The sequence below is a fragment of the Sphingomonas sp. MM-1 genome (assembly GCF_000347675.2).
In the GTDB taxonomy this organism is placed as follows: domain Bacteria; phylum Pseudomonadota; class Alphaproteobacteria; order Sphingomonadales; family Sphingomonadaceae; genus Sphingomonas_E; species Sphingomonas_E fennica.
The window spans coordinates 2626237-2649763 of record NC_020561.1; the positions used below are offsets into that span (position 1 = coordinate 2626237).

The 23527-nt window shown below is 63.9% G+C and carries 18 protein-coding genes and 1 tRNA gene; 10 read left to right on the forward strand and 9 right to left on the reverse strand.

Going from position 1 to position 23527, the window contains the following annotated elements; all coding sequences use genetic code 11:
* Window positions 1–52: 52 nt before the first annotated feature.
* The gene (locus G432_RS12595; RefSeq protein WP_015459202.1) at window positions 53–3448 is read right to left on the reverse strand and encodes a UvrD-helicase domain-containing protein; all 3396 of its coding nucleotides are present in this window, start codon (window positions 3446–3448) and stop codon (window positions 53–55) included.
* A complete protein-coding gene (locus G432_RS12600) occupies window positions 3448–6003 on the reverse strand; it encodes a PD-(D/E)XK nuclease family protein (RefSeq protein WP_236626773.1) in 2556 nt (851 codons plus the stop codon). The genes G432_RS12595 and G432_RS12600 overlap by 1 nt, the downstream gene beginning before the upstream one ends.
* 359 nt (window positions 6004–6362) lie before the next feature.
* Here G432_RS12600 and G432_RS12605 point away from each other — a divergent pair, with 359 nt between their 5' ends.
* The 9 genes from G432_RS12605 (at window position 6363) to G432_RS12645 (ending at window position 13925) form a co-directional block, all read left to right on the forward strand.
* Entirely contained in the window at window positions 6363–7046 is a 684-nt protein-coding gene (locus G432_RS12605; RefSeq protein WP_015459204.1) for a hypothetical protein, read from the forward strand.
* Window positions 7043–8059, forward strand: coding sequence for a hypothetical protein (locus G432_RS12610; RefSeq protein WP_015459205.1), 1017 nt, complete (start codon window positions 7043–7045; stop codon window positions 8057–8059). The genes G432_RS12605 and G432_RS12610 overlap by 4 nt, the downstream gene beginning before the upstream one ends.
* Window positions 8056–9072 carry a helix-turn-helix transcriptional regulator gene (locus tag G432_RS12615; RefSeq protein WP_015459206.1) on the forward strand — a complete coding sequence of 339 codons (1017 nt, stop codon included), beginning with the start codon at window positions 8056–8058 and terminating at the stop codon, window positions 9070–9072. The genes G432_RS12610 and G432_RS12615 overlap by 4 nt, the downstream gene beginning before the upstream one ends.
* Entirely contained in the window at window positions 9069–9716 is a 648-nt protein-coding gene (locus G432_RS12620) for a hypothetical protein (protein WP_015459207.1), read from the forward strand. Before G432_RS12615 ends, G432_RS12620 begins: the two co-directional genes overlap by 4 nt.
* A gap of 13 nt (window positions 9717–9729) precedes the next feature.
* Entirely contained in the window at window positions 9730–10419 is a 690-nt protein-coding gene (locus G432_RS23950; protein WP_202192010.1) for a hypothetical protein, read from the forward strand.
* 24 nt (window positions 10420–10443) lie between these two features.
* A complete protein-coding gene (locus tag G432_RS12630) occupies window positions 10444–11220 on the forward strand; it encodes an NYN domain-containing protein (RefSeq protein WP_015459209.1) in 777 nt (258 codons plus the stop codon).
* Entirely contained in the window at window positions 11217–11978 is a 762-nt protein-coding gene (locus G432_RS12635) for a GIY-YIG nuclease family protein (RefSeq protein WP_015459210.1), read from the forward strand. The genes G432_RS12630 and G432_RS12635 overlap by 4 nt, the downstream gene beginning before the upstream one ends.
* Before the next feature lie 24 nt (window positions 11979–12002).
* A complete protein-coding gene (locus G432_RS12640) occupies window positions 12003–13082 on the forward strand; it encodes a competence protein CoiA (protein WP_236626774.1) in 1080 nt (359 codons plus the stop codon).
* 99 nt (window positions 13083–13181) lie between these two features.
* Entirely contained in the window at window positions 13182–13925 is a 744-nt protein-coding gene (locus G432_RS12645; protein ID WP_015459212.1) for a PGN_0703 family putative restriction endonuclease, read from the forward strand.
* Between the two features lie 238 nt (window positions 13926–14163).
* Here G432_RS12645 and G432_RS12650 read toward each other — a convergent pair.
* From G432_RS12650 to G432_RS12675, 6 genes are all read right to left on the reverse strand, one after another.
* Window positions 14164–14239: transfer RNA gene (locus G432_RS12650), tRNA-Lys, on the reverse strand.
* A 141-nt stretch (window positions 14240–14380) separates the two neighbouring features.
* A complete protein-coding gene (gene rodA / locus G432_RS12655) occupies window positions 14381–15481 on the reverse strand; it encodes a rod shape-determining protein RodA (protein ID WP_015459213.1) in 1101 nt (366 codons plus the stop codon).
* Window positions 15481–17529 (reverse strand): penicillin-binding protein 2, encoded by a 2049-nt coding sequence (gene mrdA / locus G432_RS12660; RefSeq protein WP_015459214.1) that lies wholly within the window; start codon window positions 17527–17529, stop codon window positions 15481–15483. Before mrdA ends, rodA begins: the two co-directional genes overlap by 1 nt.
* On the reverse strand, window positions 17526–18023 hold the full coding sequence (locus tag G432_RS12665; RefSeq protein WP_015459215.1) for a hypothetical protein: 498 nt from the start codon (window positions 18021–18023) through the stop codon (window positions 17526–17528). Before G432_RS12665 ends, mrdA begins: the two co-directional genes overlap by 4 nt.
* Window positions 18024–18049: 26 nt before the next feature.
* Window positions 18050–18928, reverse strand: a complete 879-nt coding sequence (mreC, locus tag G432_RS12670) for a rod shape-determining protein MreC (RefSeq protein WP_015459216.1) — start codon at window positions 18926–18928, stop codon at window positions 18050–18052.
* 16 nt (window positions 18929–18944) lie between these two features.
* A complete protein-coding gene (locus G432_RS12675) occupies window positions 18945–19985 on the reverse strand; it encodes a rod shape-determining protein (RefSeq protein ID WP_015459217.1) in 1041 nt (346 codons plus the stop codon).
* A 116-nt stretch (window positions 19986–20101) separates the two neighbouring features.
* Here G432_RS12675 and mutL point away from each other — a divergent pair, with 116 nt between their 5' ends.
* Window positions 20102–21883: a DNA mismatch repair endonuclease MutL gene (gene mutL / locus G432_RS12680; RefSeq protein WP_015459218.1), complete on the forward strand. Its 1782-nt coding sequence runs from the start codon at window positions 20102–20104 to the stop codon at window positions 21881–21883.
* Between the two features lie 9 nt (window positions 21884–21892).
* Here mutL and G432_RS12685 read toward each other — a convergent pair whose 3' ends face one another.
* Window positions 21893–23272, reverse strand: coding sequence for a sensor histidine kinase (locus G432_RS12685; RefSeq protein WP_015459219.1), 1380 nt, complete (start codon window positions 23270–23272; stop codon window positions 21893–21895).
* Between the last annotated feature and the right edge of the window lie 255 nt (window positions 23273–23527).

A 23527-nucleotide genomic window follows, 5' to 3' on the forward strand; every position in this document is an offset into this window, starting at 1 on the left:
CTTCGTGAGGTACTTGGAAGGGCAGGGCAGCGAGGTCAGGTCCTCGGTTCGATCACGGCGTCGAGCCGACGCTGGATGGCGAGACCTCGATAATCTCACCCCTCGTCATCAGGACAATCATTCCGCGTTCGGCGCCAGTCATGTCTAGATAGGCTTGCACCTGACCTCTGTAGTGCTCGAGCGACACGGCATCGGGCGCTACATCGCTCTTCCAATCCACGATCGTTCCCGGCCTGCCTTCAGGGGTCAGGGTGAGGGCGTCAGCAATTCCGGAGGTCGCATATTCATGCCCATCCGCGGTGTGGCTCGCAAACACCGGGAACTCGGCTATCAGCTCGCGGCGTACTGCTGCAATCGGATCAAGCTTGAGTGTCTTTTCGACGCAACTGGCCAACTCCTCGGCGGACAGTCCCCTCGCGGCATCGCTGACCGCAGTCCGGCCGAATTGAACGATCAATTCCTTCGCTCGCTCGGTCAGCGAACCAAGGTCGTCGAAGGTTTCGCCCGTCAGAACCTCCTCCATCAGCTTGTGGAGGATCAGGCCCCGCTCGCGGCTGCCTTGAATGGCGAGCTGCAGCGGGAGCTCCTGAGGTTGTCTGTCATCGGAGTCTGTCCAGAGGTCTGGTTCCTCCGAGACGACGACGGGGCCGGAGGTATCTTCGCTGCGGCTCGGGGCGAGCCAGGTCAGATGGACCTGTCGTTGCAGGATTTTTTCAGCTTCCGCCGCAAATATCTCTCGCGTCTGCGCATTGCCCACTTCTGCTGCTGGCGATGGTGAGCGCTCTGGCAGTTCGCCGGGATCGATGGCTGGAAGCTCGGCAAGCGAAAGGTCGAGCAGGCTTATCCATGCCGACTTCGATGGTGAGACATCGAGGCGAGGAAGAATCAGCAATTGCCTCGCTCGCGTTGCCGCCACGTACCACAGACGTATGCGTTCCCGATCCAGCTCGAGCTTCTCAGCCTCGATCGCCGCTTCGTGGCCCTCGGGGGGTACGCCGAAGATCGGGCAATAGAATGTGTCCGACTGGCGATCTGTTACCGCGCTGTCGGGACCCATGACCCCCGTCATGGTGTTGATGGGAATGACGACAGGCCATTCCAGGCCCTTCGCCGCGTGCATCGTGAACAGCGAGATGGCTTCCTCTTGCGCGTCGGGACGACCTTCGACCGCTCGGGCCTCATCCTCCCACGCCGTCGTCATCGCCTCAGAAAATGACCGCAGACCGCGCACCGCATATGCGGTCGCGAGATTGAGGTAGAGGTCGACGTTGGCGAGCGCGCGTTCCGCCTGACCGCGATGGCGCTCGACGAGAATGGGCCTGATGCGCAGGACATCAATCGCCTGCGACAGGAGTTCATGAGGCGTGGTGCTGTTCGCTCGCCGCGCAAGAGCCTGGAGTTTCACCAGGACCGCGCGCGCCAGATCGTGCGTGACGGTGTCCGCATCGACTGACAGGGTCAGACGCGGGATACGGTCGGGTTCGCTCTCACTGCGCGGGAGCGCCCAGACAATATCGAGCAATTCTTCATCCGCAAGGCCGACCAATGGCCCCCGAAGCAGGGCGCCCAGTGCCAAGGTGTCGCGACGATCAGCAAGGACACGGGTGACCGCGATCAAATCCTGGATTTCCTGACGGCGGAAGAGCCCTTTGCCGGCTTGGGTCGCAACCGGGATGCCGCGGCGTTCCAAAGCTTCTTCGTATCGCCATAGTTCGGCGCCTGTCGGCGCGAGCAAGGCGATGTCGCCCGGTTGGCAGAGGCGCGGAGTGCCGGTCCGGCGATCGGCAATTTCGTGCCCGCCGATCAGCCGAGCGCAAAGGTCGGCAACAGCTTCGGCTTCACCGTCTCGTTGCTGCTCCACATTCGCTTTGCCATCCTCGCCGGCAACCGCGACGTCGAGGGCGGCTACGCATACGCCTTCGGCGGGATCGGAGTGGAAGGCATCGAGGGCCGTGAAGCCTGGCTGACCATCGGCAGAGAGTACGGCTTCGAAGCGCGCGTTGACGAAGGTCAAAATGGAGGCGCACGACCGGAAGTTGGTCGAGATGGAGAGCAAGCTTTCCTGACTATGCGCGATGAACGCGCTGCGAGCCTGTACATAGGCGCCGACGTCGGCACCGCGAAAACGGTAGATCGCCTGCTTCGGATCGCCCACGAGAAACAGCGCGCCAGGACGGATTCGGAAGTCCGCCCAATCGTCGCCTTCATTCTGCGGATCACCGCACAGCCGCCAGAAGATCTCGGTCTGGAGTGGATCAGTGTCCTGGAACTCATCGACGAGGACGTGGGCAAAACGCTTGCCCAGGGCCTGGCGTACGGCCTCATGACTGCGCAACAGGTCGCGCGCGGCATAGATCAGATCGTCGAAGTCGAGCTGCGCGCTGGAACGCTTGTATTCGCGGTAACGCTCGAGGATTGGAGCGGCTTCTGAGACAAGCGCAGCCAGAACGTGGCCGGCAATCGCCTGCTGCATCGCAGCCCACGTCGCGCAGCATTTCCCGTAGAGATCGTCGGCGGCGATGTTGAGCTGCTCACCATCGGCTTTGGACAAACCGGCCTGCTTCGCCGCTTCGACCCACTTGCCCTTTTTGCGATAGGCGGCAAATCCACCGGTCTTGGTGCAAACGTCCGGATGGGCGCGCGCAACCAGCAACTGAACAAGGCCCGCGGGTGATTGGGGTTCGGCAACCGCGGCTACCGCTTCTGCCATCTGCACGAAGCCTGCCGCATAGGTGGCTGTCTCGGGCTCGTGGGCCGAAGCATTCTCGATGAAGTCGCCCAAGGCCGTGGCCGCCTGTTGGAATTCGGATATGAGTGGAGCAAACGGGGAGGGCGAAGGTGCCTTGAGAGTTCGCCTGCTGCGCAAATTGGCCGCGATCTTGTGAAGCAGCTCGACCGTGCTCTTCGGATTGTAGAGCACCATTTCGGCAATGATGCCGCCGTGTTCACCGGATAGCCGCTCTCGCAGCCAGCCATCGACGATTTCGAGAAACGCAAGGTCAGCCAAGTTCCGATCCATGACCGTCGCGCCAGGATCGATGTCTGCCTCAGCCGGGTAGGGCTTGATGAGGCGCTGGCAGAAGCCGTGAATCGTCGAGCAGGTGACTTCATCGATCGCCGCGCTCGCGGTGATGAGATTGCTGCGCTGGGCATCGCTGAGGCCATCAGGAAGCGCGACTTTCAGCTCTGGCGCGATCCGGCCTTCGCTCAACTCGGCGACAAACTCCCTGACCCGCGACACCAATTCGCTTGCCGCCAGTTCGGTAAATGTCACCGCCGCGATGGCGCCCGGAGAGGTTCCCTCCGCGAGCATTACGGCGATACGCCCCGCCATTACCGCAGTTTTTCCCGAGCCAGCGCCGGCCTCGACAAGGATCGAGCGGGTATGCCGACCAATTGCATCGAAGCGGGCACCGTCGTCCTTCAGTTGCGCAGACATGGTCGTCATCACTCCGCCTCCCACACCTGAGCCGCATCGCCGAGCATTGCTGCCGCGATTGGACGCTTGCGTTTGCAGTAGGTTGGGCCGGCGTTTGCGGGCAGGGCGAAGGCGAGATCGTCGTAATCATCGCCGGTATCGGGGCCGGGGATCGCCAATCCGGATTGTAGGTTCGACCGGGCGGCAACGAGGTAGCCGGTGACCTCGGACAATACGGCGTCGGGATCGTCGAGCTGGAGGTCCAAGTTCTCCCGAGGATACAACAGCGACGCGGTTATGCTCACATCCTCGCCGAGCAAGGATTTCACGGCGAAGCCATAGAGACAGCGTTGAAGCTCCTTGCCCCCGTTGAGGCGAATGGCCGACCGTGGTGCGCGGCCGGTCTTATAGTCTCGCACAATTGCGCGCTTGCCATCGTTAAGAATGTCGAGGCGGTCGATGTACCCCTTGATCGCAAAGCCTGCGCCGGGAATTTCGACCCTGGTGCTCGGATCCCAGGGAATGGCCCCGTCCGATTTGGCCGTAGATCCACCGAACGGCACCTCGGCAAAGCTTTGCGCTCCCGCCAGTTCCTGATTGCCATAGGTCAGGGCATTGCTTGCCGTCATTCGAGCGTCTGAGAGCGTGCGCGCCCAGATGATCGCCGGCGGCACTGGACGTTCACTTTCCCAATCGGCCGCCACTCGGGCTGCGGCATTTTCGACCAATTCGTCGACAACTTGCGCCGTTGCGCTGCCGAGCCCGCCGGCGGCCTCGATGCTCTGGAGGGCGATGTCGAGCACCATGTGGACAAGGTCGCCCATTTCCAGCGGATCGAGCACCAACGGTTCGGTCCCGGCGTCAGGGGCGCTCCAGTGGAGGCCATAAACCCAGATAAAGCCGAGGGGGTTGCGGAGCAGGCGTCGCAGTGAACTGGCTGATTGCGTGCGATCGAGAACGGCCTGGATCAGGGGATGGTCTGGCCTCACCTTGCCATCGTGAGCGGTAATCTCCTCCCGCTTCCAATCCCGCCAGCAGGCCAAGGCGCTGACCGCTTGGGGATAAACGCGAAACTCTTCCGTTCTGGCCATCAACCGATCGGTCTCGCTGAAAGCATGAAGCGGAACCGCATTGCGACGAAGATACATCTCGGTGCCAAGTCCGGCGAGCAGCGGACTACGTCCGAGGAGCCGGCCATCGCTGTCGCGGCGGGCACGGGAAAGTACGAGCTGGCCGGATGTCGTCGCCATAATAGTCTCGAAATCGCGCCTATCCGCCTGATTGATCGGAAGTGGATCGAGCACATGGGTTGGAATGATGTGATCGGGGATCAAGCGGTCTTCAGAAATGCCACGCGGCCAACGCGAGGAATTCAGCCCAATCAGCCGGACAAACCGGCGCGGTGAGGCGGCAAGGGCACTTGCTGGCATCCACGCAACCGAGACGCAGGAGTCGAGGCCGTCATCCTGCTTCAGGTTTTCCAGCGAAGTGTCGATCGATGCGGCCGGGCCGGCCATGAGTGCCTTGCGCCAAATCGCGAGCGCGCGGCCTGAAAGAAAGGCCGGGCCGATTTCATCGGCAGCGTCGGGTCCTTTCGCGAGCAGTTCGATCGCGAACTTCAGAGCAGGTGAATGGTCGCTTCCATCCGGCCAATCTTCTGCTTCGAGACCCGACAACAGCCGGTTCCACGCAGCTGACGTCGCCATCGGTGCATCGGTTGGCAAGACGCGCAGCCACCCTTCAGGCAGGACTGAAAGCGCGGGGCCATCCGAGCAGAGTGCGGCGAGGCGGCGGATACGGGTCTGCGACAGGCCGCGAACGAGAATGTCGGCCAATGCCGCAGCGGCCTGACCATCGCGGGTCGTGACTGTCCGAACGCCATGGACAAAGTGCAGGTCGATGTTCGCATCGGACCGTAACGCCAGGAAATGATCGTCATATTCGGCAGTCGACGCAGCTGCGATTGCGATTTCGTGCGGGGCGACATCGCCGGATGCCAGAAGGGATCGTACCCAGCGCAACGCCTCGATAGCCTCGTGGAGACCCGAGGCGGCGCTTGCGACGCTGACCTCGGGATGCTGGGCCGCAGCTTCGACTACCTTTATCGCGGATCCCACCAACCAGGCCGGAATCCGGCGCGGCCCGGCACTCCACGTCACCGGAATCTCGGTCGCGAGCTCGATCAGCAATGGGCGCCAGCACGGCGATAGCTCGGTCAGTCCCTCAACGGTCAGGGAGCCGAGCACCTTCTGAGAATGATGAATCCGGCTCCGCGCGCAGGCGACGATATCCATCGGCCTGAGCATTCCCGCGGGAAGTTCTGCCAAAACAGCAGCTTCGAGGTGGGTCAGCGCCTCTAGCCTGGGATGGTCTCCTGCGCGTGCGGAGAGGTCGATCCCAGCCCGCCAGACCTTGTGAAGAGTATCGGCCGCAGCGTTGACCATACCGGGGAGTGACTTGATGTTTTCCAACTCACCGAGTGGCGTATTGGGAAGCACTGACTGCAACGTCGAACGAAGCGTTTCGTCGTCAATTGGCTTGATGAAGCCTCCGGCCAACCGCACCGCTGCCTGCTCGAAGGACATGATCTGGGTGCCATGATGCCGATAGCGTGCAGCATGCAGCCGCTCGCAGCGCATGGCATGTCTTCCGTGGCACACAATAGTTGAGCGACAAGCAGCATTCACAATCGATTTCCTTCTGACAAGCAGTCAGTAAACTAAATGATCTTGCTACGCCGACTTGGCGCACAGGATCGTGAATCTTGTGACTATTGGCAGCCCCCTACGAGTACCGCTCATACAAGCCTTTTGATGATCGGATGCAAGATGCCCGAACGGCATTTTGATCGGATTCAAGCTTGCTGCGACCGGTTCTGTCGTGGAGACTGTCTGCAAGGTCCGACCGGAAGCCCGGATTCGGCCGAGGGCGGCGGGGGAAATTCATGGGATTGTTCAACCGGATCTTTGCCGGGCAAAAGATCGACGAATGGGCGTCCGATTACACCCTCGTCGCTGCGAGAACGCTCAATCAGGTTGCGGCCGATCTGATCGTTTCTGCCGAGGATGAGATTGCCAAAGTCGGCCTGAAAGACGGGCTGTTCAGCCAGGCCACCTTCATCCAGGAGCGTATCGCGCCAATGGTGCGATCCGTGGCGGAACCCGTCGCCATTCATATCCTTGACGAAGCGAACACGGCTCTCCTTGAACTGGTTGAGGAGCAGGCCGTTTGGGTGCGGGGGCCAGAGCATGCGGAGGAACCGGAAGGTGCCTTCGAGGGGGCAAGGGATGTCGCGGTGGCCGCGGTTCCGTTGGCCGCGGGGGTGGCTACCGTTGCTGCCCTTCCATTCGCAGCCGTAACGACCACGACGGCCTGGCTCGGGTTGGTGACCACCACAGCTATAAGTTGGCCGGTGGTGCTGGGTGGCGGTGCCCTTGCCGGATTGGGTCTTGCTACCGGCGTTTTCAACACAGCTAAGATACGCGATCGCACGTTGGTCCGTCTGCGAAAGCGGGTGCGAGGGTTCATCGTCGCCTCGCTGATCGACGGAAGCGAACAGTCTCCTGCAATCCTGCAGCAACTCGCGACCGAATTTAACCGAGCCGCCAAGCGAGCGAAGTCCCTATGATCGGCTCGCTTGCCAACACGCTGCTGCGCGAGATCCCCGGTCACCTTCTGGCCGGCGTTGCCTCGGGCGAATACCGCGTCTCCGGCTCCATCATCCAGTCCGTCACCTCGGGAAGGATCGTCGGGCATTTGCAAGAGACCTCGGCGCTCTCTTCGTTGCTGAGTTCCGGTCCCCTGGCGTTGCCCCAGTTGGCGCTCGAGGCCGTGAGCGTCGTCCAGAACGAACAGATCAAGGCTGCGATCGCGGTGGTTCAGTCGCTGCAGGTCGCCAACCTTGCATTGAGCGGCATATCGATTGGGGTGTCGATTGCGGGAACCGCCCTGCTTGCCCGTCGGATCGCGCGCGTTGAGCAGAAGGTCGATGCCATTCTTCCCGGACTAGCAGCGATTGCACGAGGGATTGATGGTCTGCGAACCGAGCGAATTGCGGAAGATTTTACACGGCTTCGCACTCTGGCCGACCAGGTCGAGGAAGCATGGCTTCCATCCGCCACCCACACCGAATGGACGGCTATTGCCCGGGACTCCCATTTTCTCGCAGACAGCTTCGAACGCCGTGCCCGTGACCTTGACGATGCCAGTGATCGTCTTTGTGGCGAACCCTTCGTGGATGCCTATGCATTGGCTTCGGGACTGCGCATTACCGCGAGGTTGGCCGCAGGCCAGGATGACATGGCGCGTCAGGCCGCTACGGCTCGTACCCACACGCTTCTGGCGCTTGGCGAGCCCGTGCGCCTTGGCCGGTTGGTCCTCGCAGCTTCGCCAGACAATGACCTGGCGGCAACGCCGCAGTGGCAAGAGCGAATGGATCAGCGAACCGAAGACTTTCGCACCATCGTCAAATCAGCGCGCGAACGCGAACTCGCAGCGGCCGCCAGCGTGGAGACGCTGGAAGAATTGGCAAGGCAGGAGATCTCCGGACGTGACTGGCTGGAAGCCTCGCGATCCGAGGAAAGCAGCCCTCTGCTATTCCTGCCGGTAGGACCCTTCGAACTGCAAGGGGAAACGCCATGACCCAGAGGATGGCCAAGCTCGATCGCACGCTGAAGCTCGTTCATATGCTGTGCGACAGCGGGGAAGGCCTGACCCTGGACGAGATGGCTGCCGGGCTCGGGGTTACTAGGCGAACCGCCGAGCGCCTGCGCGACGTGATCGCGCTTCATTTCGATGTCGTCGAGGACAGCGATGGACGAACCAAACGTTTTCGCATTCGAGACGCGCTGAGGCGGGTGTACACGCGTCCCACGGCTGCCGAGATCGCGGCACTCCAGGCTGAAGCCGACGCTCGCAATCGCGAGATGGCACCTCAGGCGGCACTGCTCTCCAGCCTGCTCGACAAGACAAAAGCTGCATTGGATGATCGCGAGAAGCGAAGGGTCGATCCGGACTTGGAAGCCTTGGTACGCCTTCAGCGCAGCAGGGTTCCCGCCGGCCCGGCCGTCGTCGCCGACCCGGAAAATCTGGCCGCTATCCAGGGCGCCATCATGGCAGGGCAATGTGTGGAATTCGATTATCGCGCTGACGGGGCTGATATCTCACGATGGCGCCGCGTGATACCTTTTGGCCTAGTGCATGGTCCGATCACGTACTTGGTCGGCAAAATGCCCGATCGAGATGCCGACCCTGTGCCCTTCCGTCTGGATCGGATGAAAAACGTGCGTGCGGCCAACACGTCGGGACTGCCTCCAGACGACTGGGACCTCGACCAGTGGCTGTCACAAAGCTTTGGCATCTGGCGGGAGGAAGATCACGCAGTCGTGTTGCGCGTGCTCCCATCCTCCGTCGAACGCGCACGGCAATGGCGCTTCCATCCCGCTCAGGAACTGGAAGAAACGGCTGAGGGCCTAACCGTAAGGTTCAGGGCTGGCGGCCTCCGAGAAATTGCCGAGCATCTTTTTACATGGGGCGGGGAGGTAGTGATCGAAGGCCCCGACGCGCTCCAAGCGGTTATGCGGGAGCGACTGGAGGCGGCCAGCGCATGCCTGCGACCGCTTTTGACGCAGCACGACGTTAGGGCAGGGACATGAGAAAGCCCGATTCTGTTTCTGCGCTCGCTGATTTCGGCCGCGTTCGGTTGTCGAAGTCATTCTTCATGCGCGATTTCCTATTCTCCGACATTGCAGCGGTACATGGCCTGAGCAACGTGCCCGACGACCCTGATCTGGCGATCGCCGCGGGAAGCAGGCTTTGCGAGGAACTGCTCGAGCCGTTGCAGGATAGGTTTGGCCGCATCGCCATTCGTTCCGCGTTTCGGTCGTGCGAAGTGAACGGGCTGGGCAACGAGTTGCAGGCCGCAGGGAAGAGCGGGTATAATTGTGCTTCTAACGAAGCCAATTTTGCCGGGCACATTTGGGATCGACGCGATGCCAAAGGCCGGATGGGTGCCACGGCGTGCGTCGTCGTTCCAGCATTTTGGGACGCATTCCAGGCAGAGGGGGATTGGCGCAAGCTTGCCTGGTGGATCCACGATCACCTGCCCTATTCGAGCCTCTATTTCTTCCCGAAGTTCTGGGCCGTGAACATCGCCTGGTGCGAGGAGCCGGAGCGACGGATCGACAGCTATACCTATCCCAAGGGCTGTTTGACCAAGGTGGGCATGCCGAACAATTCCGGATCACACGAGCAGGATTGGGCTGGCATCGAGGCAGCAATGGCCCGCGGATTTGCGTGAAGGGGAACCGGGCATGATGATTCCAGGTCAGCTGATCACCGCCGTCGATATGGCCATCGCGAGCGGAATCGATCCCAAGCGTTTTCGCGCAGCCCTTAGAGCTGCGGGCCTCGGCTGGCATCCGCACAACGGGCGTTGGGAGGTCGTGAGAGGAAGTGATCAGCACCATGACATGGAAAGGGTCATGGCTCGGCTGGGTGGAGGAGACTCCGACATCCGGTCAACGTCCAAGGCGGCGCAAGACGTTTCCCGGACAGCAATCCGCGACGAGCAATATGTGCTCGATCTCTGCGATGCGGTTCTCGGACTGAAGGCCGTCCGCCAGCATTGCTTTCCGTTTCTAACCGGAGATCCTGATCGGCGTGGTTACCGGAAGCCTCTGCCTGTCGACGGCTTTTACCCGGCTCTCAGCCTCGTCGTGGAATATCATGAGCGCCAGCACCGCGAACGCGTGGGATTTTTCGACGACAAGCCGACGGTTTCCGGCGTGCCTCGGGGCGAGCAGCGCCGACGATATGATGAGCGTCGCGCCGATTTGCTGCCGAAGCATGGCTATAGGCTAATCGTTCTCGAGGTGGATGAATTTGCCCATGACAGAGCCAAGCGCCTGCTCAGGCATTGCAACGACAAAGAGATCGTGAGCAGACGCCTTCGCGACTTCAGGACACAGGTCGGCTCAGGTTCAGTTTTATCTGCTGATTAATGCAAAATGAGGCATGGTGTGTAAATGGCTACTGAACCACGTGCCCCCAGACTTGCCGTATTGATTGATGCGGACAATGCCTCTTCGCGAATCGCGCCCCGTCTCTTTGAAGAGATTGCGAAAATCGGCGAAGCTAGCGTGCGGCGCATTTATGGCGATTTTTCCGGAACCAGGCTGAAGTCCTGGGCCGACGTCCTCGCGACACATGCCATCAAGGCGCACCAGAACTTTGCGTACACCAGCGGCAAAAATGCCTCGGACATAGCCTTGGTCATTGACGCGATGGACCTGCTGCATACCGGCAGGTTCGATGGCTTTTGCCTTGTTTCTTCCGACAGCGACTTCACCGGACTGGCATCGCGCATTCGCGAGCAGGGCGTCGATGTTTATGGCTTCGGGGAACAGAAGACCCCGGAAAGCTTCCGCCAAGCCTGCCACAGGTTCATCTATTCTGAAAACCTGTTGCCGGAGGCACCAACGCCGGACGAGCCAGAACGGCCTGATACGCGCCCCGCGAATGTCAAGAAGCCGCCGACTGCTGCGGCACCATTGATCCGGACTGCGATCTCGCAGCTGGACGATGAGGCAGGTTGGGTTCCCCTCGGCCGGGTGGGCCAGCGCCTGGCTGCGCTCGCGTCTGACTTCGACCCAAGAACGTATGGCCAGAGCAAACTCAGCGATCTGGTTGAAAAGGCCGGGGGGTTTGAGTCGCGCAGGACCGACGCCGGCCACCTCCAGATTCGCGTGCTCCCGAATTCCAAGGCGAAGACGCCCAAGGCAAAGCAGTCTAAACCTGCATGACCGAAGAGCTACCCGAACTCTTACTTTCCCAGATCGCCGATGGCGGCTTCGTCCACGCCGGTAGGTGGGACTTGAACGCCCAAGGGATGCTGATTTTTGCGGGCAATGCGCCGAAGCATCCCGGCGTCTACATTTTCGTGCAGGCCGGAAGCGCGCGGTATGTCGGCGTTGCGTCGAGAAGCCTTGCACGGCGGCTTTATATGTACGGCCGCCCCGGCGTCAGCCAGCGAACCAATATTCGCTTGAATGCGGCTCTCCGAGACGAGCTCGCAAACGGCAACATTGTCGACGTCTATGTGGCGAACCCGCCCGACCTCAAATGGAATGGGTGGACAGTGTCTGGCGCTGAAGGTCTCGAAGCCGCGATCATTCGCAGCTTCCGATTGCCCTGGAATCAGCGTGGAACAGTGCCTGCGGTGATACCCTCTGCATCGACGGAACTCCCGCAGGCCAATTCGTCCGATAGCACGCACGCCTTCGGATCCGCTGCTCCCGACCAGAGAACGAAAACCGCCGACCGCATTCGCGACTATGCCGAGAGCCGGTTCTTCGATCCGGCCCGGGATGCCGGCCGGTCCATTGTTGAAATCTCAGCACGGGAAATTCACGATGCGCTCGGGCTGCGCAACGCGTTCCCCTCGGTTTGCCAGGCACTCAGCGGGAGAAAGATCGCTGAACTGTGCCGGGTGAACCTCACCCGACGAATTGGCCCCAGCAACAGTTCGACGACTGCCTATGTTTACGAATTGCTCGAATAGCATGGCCTGTGCCTGCCAAAGCACGTGGACATCGCCGCTCGCGTCATCTCGCTGATCTCGCCGGGGGCTACAGTGGCGCTGCGATGTATCGACACACATTCAGGCAAGAGCCTTCATGCGTTCGAATTTGCGCCACAGGATTGGCAGGCTCTTGCCGCCCAAAATGCGCGCGAACGGCATCTCCGCGCACCTTGCTGTCAGGCCGAGATAATACTCAGGCGTTCCAAACTCGGCACCCAGCACTTCGTTCACAGGTTTCGCGGCGCCTGCACGAGCTCACCGGAAAGCGAAGACCATCGTCAAGTGAAGCGTGTGATTGTCGAAACGGCGATAGCCGGTGGCTGGAACGCAGTGGCGGAATTCGACGGGCTGAGCAGCGACAGTGAGCCATGGAGGGCCGACGTGCTGCTGACCAAGGGGCGCGTCCGCATCGCAATCGAGGTGCAATGGTCGAGGCAGAGCCAAGATGAGACCGCTCGCCGACAGTCCCGTTACGCTTCGTCCGGCGTACGCGGTCTCTGGCTCTTTCGGCAACCGCGTTTTGACACTTCCGAGGAGATTCCTGCTGTTCGAATCAGCGGCAACCCATTCGATGGTTATGATGTCTTCGTTCCGACCGGCGCCGGCGAGCAGGTTCTGCCACTCTCGTCGTTCATTTCTGCTGCCTTGAACCGGCAGTATCAATTTGGCCTGCCGCTCGGCGCGGCGGCGGACGTTGAGGTCCGTTGCGGCAATTTGGATTGCTGGAAGTGCGGGGCCGAGACGCAGATCATCACTGGACTCGATATCAGCATTGGTCCCCATAAGCTCTCGGCGACCATCCCAGATCTCGGCAATTGCCCTGATCTCGTGCGGAGGACCTTGCAGGCGATCCCTGCACAAGCATCGCTTGGCCGTATCATGCACCGCAACAGCCGAGAGGCTGGTTTTCGTTACCTGAGCAACGGATGCGCCCACTGTGGCGCTCTGATCGGCGCTCACTACGAATATCAGGCCTGGGACCGTCAGGATGTCGTGGCGAGGTTCCCCACCGTTGTCGATGAACGGATGCGGCAATTGGCGATCGACCTCGGCGACGAACCGGGATGGGGTGTCCATAGGTAGAGGATCATCAACCGGGAGCCACCCACTTTGACCGCGTGCAGTTGCGGTTTGCAGGTCTGAGCTACGACCGCTTCTGACGGATGCCCGAAGTATGAGGCGATGATGAGTGAACTGTTTCTCCCAGGAGTGCCAGCTGACCTGGTCCGCCTGTCATTAGATAGGGCGGGTGGTAACGAACTCGCCTCCGGTAAATTCGCCAGTCCCGAAAGCAGCGCCGCTTTGGCGGCGAATGGGTTTGGCTGGTTCATGGAGAGGCCAAGCCTGCTCCCGGCTTTCCCCGGGCTCGATGACATCAAATGGCGACCCCTCTCGGTCGAGATTGAGCGCCAGATGCGCTTTCCTTGGCAGGGCGGTCGTCACCCTTGGCTTGATGCCGCCGTTGTGACCGAAACCCATCTCATCGGGGTGGAATCCAAACGATACGAGCCATTTCGTGACAGGAAGCAAGCCGCTCTGGCTCAAGCGTATGACCGCGATGTTTGGGGCGAGGCTATGGAGCCTTGGCTGGCCATGCGCGATGCCTTGCGAAAGGATCCGCTCACCTATCGCTACCTTGATGCAGCGCAGCTCGTGAAGCACGCTTTTGGACTCTCGACCGAAGCCAGGCGTGTCAGTCGAGCGCCGGTCTTGCTGTATCTCTACGCCGAGCCATCGCGTGTGGCTGCCTTCGCTTGTTCAGACCATCGCGCGGAAATCGAAGTCTTCTCTGCCGCAGTGCGCGGCGCACGTGTTCGCTTTGCTGCGACGAGTTGGGCCGACTGGCTGGATCGCTTTGCTGTGTCGGCCGCGCCCCCTGCGGTAAAGGCGCATGCCGAAGCTCTGCGTCTCAAATTTCAACCATAGATCGGCGAGCTAAGTCGCACATTGGTGCGAAGATCTGCTTTCGAGCTGGTGCAGCCCTTCCTGCCCTCCAGTGACGCCAGACAGGCGGGCCATTTCGAGGCCACGATTCTCCTGCGGAGCCACAACCGAAAAAATAATCGACAGCTAGCGGTGCTACCTAGGCAGCTACCTAGCGCGACGACGAATCGTCTTGGCCCAAATTCCAGGCCGTGTAAGTTATTGATATAATGCAGGAAAGTGGTGGACGCACTAGGGCTCGAACCTAGGACCCGCTGATTAAGAGTCAGCTGCTCTACCAACTGAGCTATGCGTCCATCCCGTTGGAGACTGAATGTCTCGAAGCGAGGCGCGCCCTTTGCCCCAGGGCGGGCGCCTTGTAAACACCCTTTGGCAGATTTTTTTGCATTGCCGCAGGCGTGGGGTGGTCGGGGCCTCGGGCGGGGGTGGCGATTGCCTTAGCGGCCGGCCTTTTCGGCGCGGTCGATCGCCATCAGCAGACCCAGGCAGAGCATCACCGTCATCACCGCCGATCCGCCGAAGGAGACCAGCGGCAGCGGGATGCCCACGACGGGGGCGAGGCCCATCACCATCGAAAGGTTGATGGCGACGTAGAAGAAGATCGTCATCGAAAGGCCGCCCGCGGCCAGCCGGCCGAAGCGGCTGCGCGCGCGGAGCGCCACGCGGACGCCCCAGTTCACCACCAGCAGGAAGGCGACGATGATGAACAGCCCGCCGGCCAGCCCCCATTCCTCCGCCATCGTCGCGAAGACGAAGTCGGTATGGCCTTCGGGCAGGTAATCGAGATGGCTCTGGGTGCCGTTCAGGAAACCCTTGCCGAAGATGCCGCCCGATCCGATCGCGATCTTCGACTGGCTGATATGATAGCCGGTGCCCAGCGGATCGCTTTCGGGATCGAGGAAGATCAGCACGCGGTTGCGCTGATATTCGTGGAGCGAGAAGAAGATGATGGGCAGCGCCGCCAGGAAGGCCGCGCCCGCGCCGATATAGAGGCGCAGCGGCAGCCCGGCGAGGAAGGTCACGACCACGCCGCCCGCCAGGATCATCGTGGCGGTGCCGAGATCGGGCTGGACGAGCACCAGCGCGAAGGGAACGCCGATCAGCGCGGCGGCCGGCCAGATCGCGCTGAAGCGGCGTATCTCGCCCGCCGGCAGCAGATCGTAGAAGCGCGCGAGCACCAGCACGATCGCCGGCTTCATCAGCTCCGACGGCTGGAGGCGGATGAAGCCGAGGTCAAGCCATCGCTGGCTGCCGCCGCCGACGAAGCCGAATATCTCCACGATCACCAGCGCCGCGACGATGATCGCATAGGCCGGGAAGGCGGCCGCCTTGATCTGGTCCTCGCGCACGCGGGACAGCAGGATCGCGCCGAACAGGAAGGCGCAGAAACGGATCCCCTGGGAAAGCGCCCAAGGCTTCAGGCTGCCGCCGGCGGCCGAATAGAGGACGACGAGGCCGAAGCCGCCGATGGCGATCACCGTGGCGATCAGCCGCCACGGCAGCATGGCGAGCGGGGCCGGGACGAGCGGATCGCGCATCAGTCCGTCTCGACCGGTTCGTTGCCGACGGCGTCGGCGGCGGGCGCGGCCGCTCCGTTGTTCGCGGCCGGCGCAGGGGCAGCCGCGTTCGATGCGGCGGATGCTGGCGCCGGGGCGGGCGGAGCCGCGGGCGCCGGCTTCTCGCGATTGGCCCATTCGGCGGCTTCGCGGGCCATGCGCGTCTCGATATCGCCGCCCCAGCCCTCCTCCATCTTCTCCAGCGTCGCCAGCGCCTTCGCCGGATCGTAGAGATAGGTCATCACGTCGCGCGCGATGGGGGCGGCCACGGCCGATCCGCCGATGCCATGTTCGATCACCACGGCGGCGGCGTAGCGCGGATTTTCAACGGGCGCGAAGCCGATGAACAAGGCGTGGTCGCGATATTTCCACGGCACGCCCTCGCCGCCGAACTTGCCGCCGCGCGCGCGCTCGGCGGCGGTGATGTTGCGGACCTGGGCGGTGCCCGTCTTGCCGGCCATCTGCACATTGGCGATCGGCAGGCGCGACCGGCCGGCGGTGCCGGGGCCGTTCACCACGTCGCTCATCGCCGATCGGATGAAGGCGAGATGTTCGGGGTCCACGTCCAGCGCCTCGCCGCCCTTCAGCGGGCTGCGGGCGAGCAGGCGCGGCATCAGCGCCCGGCCCGATGCGATCCGCGCGGACATGATGGCGAGCTGGAGCGGGTTGGACAGCATATAGCCCTGCCCGATCGTGGCGTTCACCGTGTCATAGGTGTTCCAGCCGGTCTTGTAGCGGCGCTGCTTCCACGCGGTATCCGGCACGGTGCCGTAACGCTGCGAGGCGACGGGCAAAGGGAATTCCTCCCCCAGGCCCAGCTGGCGCATCATCGTAGCGATGGCATCGATGCCGATCGTCTGGGAATAATGGTAGAAGAAGACGTCGCAGCTCTGGTGGATGGCGCGGCGCATGTCGACATGGCCGTGGCCGCCGCGCTTGTGGCAGTGGAACAGGCGGTTGCCGAGCCGATAGGCGCCCGTGCACACCACCGATTCCTCCGGCCGCTGCCCGGCGCGCAGCAAGGCCAGCGCCACCGCCGGCTTCACCGTCGATCCGGGAGGATAGAGGCCCTGCAGCGTCTTGTTGAGCAGCGGCAGGTGATCGTTGGCGTTCAGCATCGCATATTCGGAATGGCTGATGCCGTCGGAAAAGCTGTTGGGATCGTAGGACGGCATGGAGGCCATGCACAACAGGTCGCCGGTATGGCAATCGACCACCACCACCGATCCGCTGTTGGTGCCGATGCGCCGCGACGCATAGGTCTGCAGCCCCGCGTCGATCGACAGGCGCAGCGTGCCGCCCGCCACGTCCGACCGGGTATCGAGATCGCGGACCAGCTTGCCGCGCGCCGTCACCTCGCTGCGCCGGGCGCCGGGCTTGCCGCGCAGCACCGGCTCCATCACCTTTTCCAGCCCTTCCTTGCCGATCTTGAAGCCCGGCGCGATCAGCAAGGGGTCCCGGTTCTTCTCATAATCCTTGGCGGAGGCCGCGCCGACATAGCCGACGAGATGGCCGACGGCGGCGCCGGCCGGATAATAACGGGTATAGCCGCGCGCGGGCGCCACGCCCGGCAGCTCGCTCTGGCGGACGCTGACGGCGGCGAAATGCTCGTAATCGATCTTCTCGGCCACCTGCACAGGGCGGAAGCCGGCGGCGTCCTTCAGGTCCTCGCGGATGCGGTCCACCTCCTCCTCCGGCAGGGCGAGCAGGCGGGCGAGTTCGGCGAGCACGCGCTCCTCGTCCTTTAGCTGGTCGGGGATGATGTCGACGCGGAAATCGGTGCGGTTGATCGCGATCGGCTGGCCGTTGCGGTCGATGATCCAGCCGCGCCGGGGGGGGATGAGGATAAGCTGGACGCGATTATCCTCCGCCATCAGGCGATAGCGTTCGTTCTCCGCGATCGAAAGCCAGCCCATCCGCGCGGCGAGTATCGCGCCGATGCCGATCTGCGCGCTCCCCAGCACCATCGCCCGCCGGGTGAAGGTGAGGAGCTGCTGCTGTTCGGTGACGATGCGGCGGCCGCGCTTCACCGGAGCCGCCAGCGGTCCAGCGCCGCGCACAGGCGCATGGCAGCCGGGAAAAGAAGGATGGTGATGATCGTCTGCGGCACGATCGCGAGCAAATAGCCTCCGCCGGTGGTGAATGCGACAAGGCCGACGCCGCCCGCCAGGCAGAAGATGATCGCTGCCGCCGCCGTCAGCCAGTCCATCCAGTAATCGCGCCACACCGCGCGATTGTCCATCATGTCGAACGCCACGAACACGATGGTCCAGAGCGCCATGGCGGAACCGAGCGGCTGGCCGCTGAACAGATCGTCGAACAGCCCCAGCGGCAGCGCGATCCAGCTGGGCCACATCTCCGGACGGAGCAGCCGCCAGCCGAGCAGCATCAGCAGGCCGACGGGCGGCAGCAGCGGCCAATCGGCGACGATCGGCAGCAGCGTGACCAGCGACCCCGCCAGCACCGTGGCGATCGGCACCCAGCGGGCGCGGCGCGGCAGCAGGACGATATCGTCATCGTCCATGCCGACGACGCGGGGGCGCGATCCGTTCACGGGCCGGTGGGCGCCGGGGGCGGCGGCGGCAGATCGGATTGGAGGGGGCGCAGCACCATCGCGAAATCGAGGCGGGCGGGATCGGCCAGCGGCATGGCCCGCGCGGCATCGCGCGTCACCTTCGTCACCACCGCCACCGGGATGCCGGCGGGATAGATACCGCCCGCGCCCGTCGTCATCACCACGTCGCCCCGGCGGAAGGGCGATGCGCCGGCGATCAGCGACCTAAGCTCGATCGATCCGTCGCCCTGGCCGGTGGCGAGTGCCGCGACGCCGCTGCGGATGATCTGCACCGGCACCACGCTGCTGCCGTCGGTGATCAGCAGCGCGCGGGAGGATATCTGGCCCGCTTCCACCACCCGGCCGATCAGCCCTTCGGCGGATCGGATCGGCTGGCCCGGCTCCACGCCCGCCGTGCGGCCGGCGCTCAGCGTCACCAGCCGGCGGGTGCTGCTGGCGGACGATCCGATCACGCGGACCACCGCCACCGTCTCGCGCTTGTCGCCGACGAGGTTGAGCAGCCGCTTGAGCCGGCGATTCTCGAAATCGATGGCGCGGGCTTCCACCAGCTTGGCGCGCGACGCCTCGATCTCGCGCCGCAGCTCGGCATTCTGGGTGCCGGCGCGCCAATAGGCGCCGATCTCCTCGCCGATCGTCGTCGCGCCGTCCACCAGGCCGCGCCCGGCCGATGTGGCGGGGGCGGCCAGATCATTGGCGGTGGCGCGCAGGGCGGAAAAGCCCTGCGGGTCGAAGCGCGCGGCAACCAGCAGCAGCAGCGCGACGACGATCCCGGCCACCGCGATCACATAAGCGGCGAACAGGCCATATTGCGCGCGGCGCGAGAATCCGGGGCGTCTGAGGCGCGGCGGCGCCATCGCCGGCCGAGCCCGCTCAGGCGGTCTGGAGCACGCCGCGGAACGCCGGATCCTCCAGCGCGCGGCCCGTTCCCAAGGCGACGCAGGTCAACGGGTCCTCCGCGACGGTGACGGGCAGGCCGGTCTCCTCGCGGATCACCTCGTCCAGCCCGTTCAGCAGCGCGCCGCCGCCCGTCAGCACGATGCCCTGGTCGACGATGTCGGCGGCCAGCTCCGGCGCGGTATTCTCCAGCGCGATGCGGACGCCCTCGACGATCGCCTGCACCGGCTCGGAAAGCGCCTCGGCGATCTGGCTCTGGGTGATCGTGATTTCTTTGGGCACGCCGTTCACCAGGTCGCGGCCCTTGATGTGGATCGTCTCGCCGCGGCCGTCGGCCGGCATGCGGGCGACGCCCATTTCCTTCTTGATCCGCTCGGCGGTCGATTCGCCGATCAGCAGGTTGTGGTTGCGGCGGACGTAGGAGGCGATCGCCTCGTCCATCTTGTCGCCGCCCACCCGGACGGAGGTGGTGTAGGCGAGGCCGCGCAGCGAAAGCACCGCCACCTCGGTGGTGCCGCCGCCGATATCGACGACCATCGATCCCACCGGCTCGGTCACCGGCATGTCGGCGCCGATCGCGGCCGCCATCGGCTCCTCGATCAGCCACACCTGGCTGGCGCCGGCGTTGGAGGCGGCGTCGCGAATCGCGCGGCGCTCCACCTTGGTCGATCCCGAAGGCACGCAGATCACGATTTCCGGGAAGCGCGGGAAGCGGCGCTTGCCGTGCACCTTGTGGATGAAGTGCTTGATCATCTGCTCGGCCACGTCGATGTCGGCGATCACGCCGTCGCGCATCGGGCGAATCGCCTCCATGCTTTCCGGCGTCTTGCCCATCATCAGCTTGGCGTCGTCGCCGACGGCACGCACCTTCTTGATTCCATTGGTGGTTTCGATGGCGACCACGGATGGCTCGTTGAGCACGATTCCGCGCCCCCGCAGATAGACGACCGTATTGGCCGTTCCGAGATCGATCGCCATGTCATGCGACATGAACTTGAACCACCGGGTAAATGACATCAGTTCGCCTGTCCGTGGATGCTGCGCCGCCGATCGCGCCCGTGCATTGAGCCCCGTGCATGGTCGGGTGGAAATGCCGGTCGCGGGATGCTCGCGCTTGGGCTAGAGCGGCAGCCATGTCAATACGCCGCCTTCCCGAACATCTGGTGAATCGTATCGCGGCCGGCGAGGTGGTCGAAAGACCCGCCAGCGCGCTGAAGGAGCTGGTGGAGAATGCGGTGGATGCCGGGGCCACCCGCATCGCCATTTCCCTGTCCGACGGCGGGCTCGCGCGGATCGAGGTGGCGGACGACGGCTGCGGCATGGCGGCGGACGAGATCGCGCTGGCGCTGGAGCGGCATGCCACCTCCAAACTGCCCGACGATGCGATCGAGGCGGTATCGACGCTGGGCTTCCGGGGGGAGGCGCTGCCCTCCATCGCCAGCGTATCGCGGCTGACGATCGAAAGCCGGGTGCGCGGGGCGGACGGCTGGTCGCGCACCGTCGACAATGGCGCGCTGGCGGGGGAGGGGCCGGCGGCGATCCCGCCCGGCACTCGCATCCGCATGGAAGGGCTGTTCGATCGCGTGCCAGCCCGGCGCAAGTTCCTGCGCTCCCCCCGTGCCGAATATGCCGCCTGCATGGATGCGATCCGCCGGCTGGCGATGGCGCGGCCGGACATCGGCTTTTCGGTGGAGCATGACGGCCGCCGCGCGCTTTCGGTGCCGCCGGGCGAGGATCGCGCGTCGCGCGTCGCCGCGCTCACCGATCGGGCGCTCGCCGAAAACAGCGTGGCGATCGATTATGTGCGGGGCGAGGTGACGCTGCGCGGCGTGGCGGGCCTGCCCACCTTCAATCGCGGCGTCGCCGATCATCAATATCTCTTCGTCAACGGCCGGCCGGTGAAGGATCGGCTGCTCGTGGGCGCGCTGCGCGGCGCCTATCAGGATATGCTGGCGCGCGATCGGCATCCGGTGGTGGCGCTGTTCATCGACCTGCCGGGCAGCGAGGTGGACGTGAACGTCCATCCAGCCAAGACGGAGGTGCGCTTCCGCGATCCGGGGCTGGTGCGCGGCCTGATCGTCGGCGGGCTGCGCGCCGCGCTCGACGCCGCCGGTCACCGCAGCGCGCAATCGGCGGACCCGGCAGCGATGGGCGCCTGGCGCAGCGAGCCGATGGCCGCGCTCGGCAGCCCGGTCGCGGCGCCGTCGCCCGGCGCCGGCTGGGCCGCGCCGCGTCCGCCGGTGCAGGGATCGGTATGGGATCATGCCCCCGCCTTCGCGCCGCAGCCCCAGGCGCGGGCCGAGCCCGCCCACGCGCCGCCGCCCGAGGCGGTGGACTATCCGCTCGGCGTGGCGCGCGGGCAGGTGGCTGCCACCTATATCGTCGCGGAATCGGCCGATGGACTGGTGCTGGTCGATCAGCATGCCGCGCACGAACGGCTGGTGCTGGAACGGATGCGCCGGGCGATGGCCGATGGCGGCGTCGCGGCGCAGGCGCTGCTGCTGCCCGAGGTGGTGGAGCTGGACGAAGGCGCCTGCGACCGGCTGGAGGCCCGGATCGCCGAGCTGGCCGAAATGGGGCTGGAACTGGAACGCTTCGGCCCGCAGGCGGTGCTGGTGCGCAGCGTGCCGGCGCTGCTGGGCGGCAGCGACGCCAAGGGCCTCGTCACCGATCTCGCCGACGAGCTTGCCGCCTTCGGCGAGGCCCTGTCGCTCAAGGAAAAGCTGGATTCGGTGGCGGCGACCATGGCCTGCCACGGGTCGGTGCGGGCCGGCCGTATCCTTTCCGTCGCGGAAATGAACGCGCTCCTCCGCGAGATGGAGGTGACGCCCCATTCCGGCCAGTGCAACCACGGCCGGCCGACCTGGATCAAGTTGGGCCACGCCGATATCGAGAAGCTGTTCGGCCGGAAGTAGCGGCGCCGATCAGCTTGTCTTCGGCACCTGGATGGCGAAGCGGGTGCCCTTTTCCAGCCGCGCGACCGAGGCATCGGCCTTGAGCTGTTTCGTGGTGCGGGCGATCAGCTTCATCCCCAGGCTTTGGCCCGGTCGGGAAAGGTCGAAATCCTCGGGCAGGCCGACGCCCTCGTCCGCCACCTCGATCGTGATATGCCCTTCGTCGCCCTTGCCGAGGATCACCCGGATCGGGCCGCCCTGATCGGCGGGATAGGCATATTTCAGCGCGTTGGTGACAAGCTCGTTCACCACCAGCCCGATCGAGATCGCCTGCTCGGCGGGGACGATATGGCGGAAGCCTTCGAAGGCGATGTTGTGATGCGGCGCCGAATCGCCGAGCTTGCGGCAGAGATCGCGGAGGAATTCGCCGAGGTCGGCGACGCGGGCGTCCTCCTGCTTCCAGAGATGGTCGTGGACGTCGGCGATCGTCTGCACCCGCGAACGGGCATCGAGCAGCACGTCGCGGATGATCTCGTTGCGGGACGAACGCGCCTTCACGTCGAGGATGCTCGCCACCAGCGACAGGCTGTTCTTGACCCGGTGGCTCACCTCCTTGGTCAGCAGCTTCTGGCGTTCCTGCAGCTCATATTGGCGGTGGATGTCGGTCGCGGTCGCGAACCAGCGGCGCACGGCGACGGCGCCATCCTCCAATATCGGCACGGCGCGGATCAGGAACCACAGATAGTCGCCGTCCCGCGATCGCAGCCGGCAGGTGAATTCCCACGGCTCCCGCCGGCCGTGCGCATCGTCGATGATCCGGTTGAGCTCGTCGATCTGGTCGGGATGCACGGTCGCCCGCCAGCCCGACCGGGCGATCTCATCACCGGAAAGGCCCGTGAACTCGCTCCACTGGTCATTATACCACACGGTGCCGTCACGCATGTCGCGCATCCAGGCGAGCTGCGGGATGACGTTGGCGAGCAGGCGGAAATTGCCCTCGCTCTCGCGCAGCGCGATTTCGGCCCGGCGGCGATCGTCGATATCCGCCGCCGCTCCCACCCAGGCGATGAGCCTGCCCTCGCGCTCGACGGGGGCGACGCTGGCGCGGTGCCAGCGATAGGCGCCGTCGCGCTGGCGCTTCAGCCGCATCTCCACGTCATAACGCTGGCCGGCGGCGATGGCGGGCGCCGCGATGCGGCGGAGCCGGTGCAGATCGGTGGGATGGACCAGATCGCGCCAGCCATGATCCGGCGTTGTCTCGATATCGCCCGTGTAGCGCCGCCATTCGCGATTGTAGAATTTTGCGGTGCCGTCGGGCCGGCCGACCCACATCTTCCGGGGGGCATTTTCGATGATCGCCCTCAGATTGTCGCTGCTCTCGTTCCACCACTCGTCGGACCCGATACACATACGCAACGTCCCTTCCTGGGGCAGACCTGATCCTCTCCGGCTATTGATTGGCTCTAATGGTTCGACTGCAACCAATGCTTACAGCATCGATGGTGGCGTGACTATGCCGGAGTTTTCGCATGATCTATTATAGATACGGCAATAATGCATTTTGCAGGTCATTCGGCTTTCATGCGAAGGCATGGTTAACCCTGGGATATCGCTTTTCATCATCCACGTCGTCATTTCATATGCTGATATGGTGTTGCGCCGAAG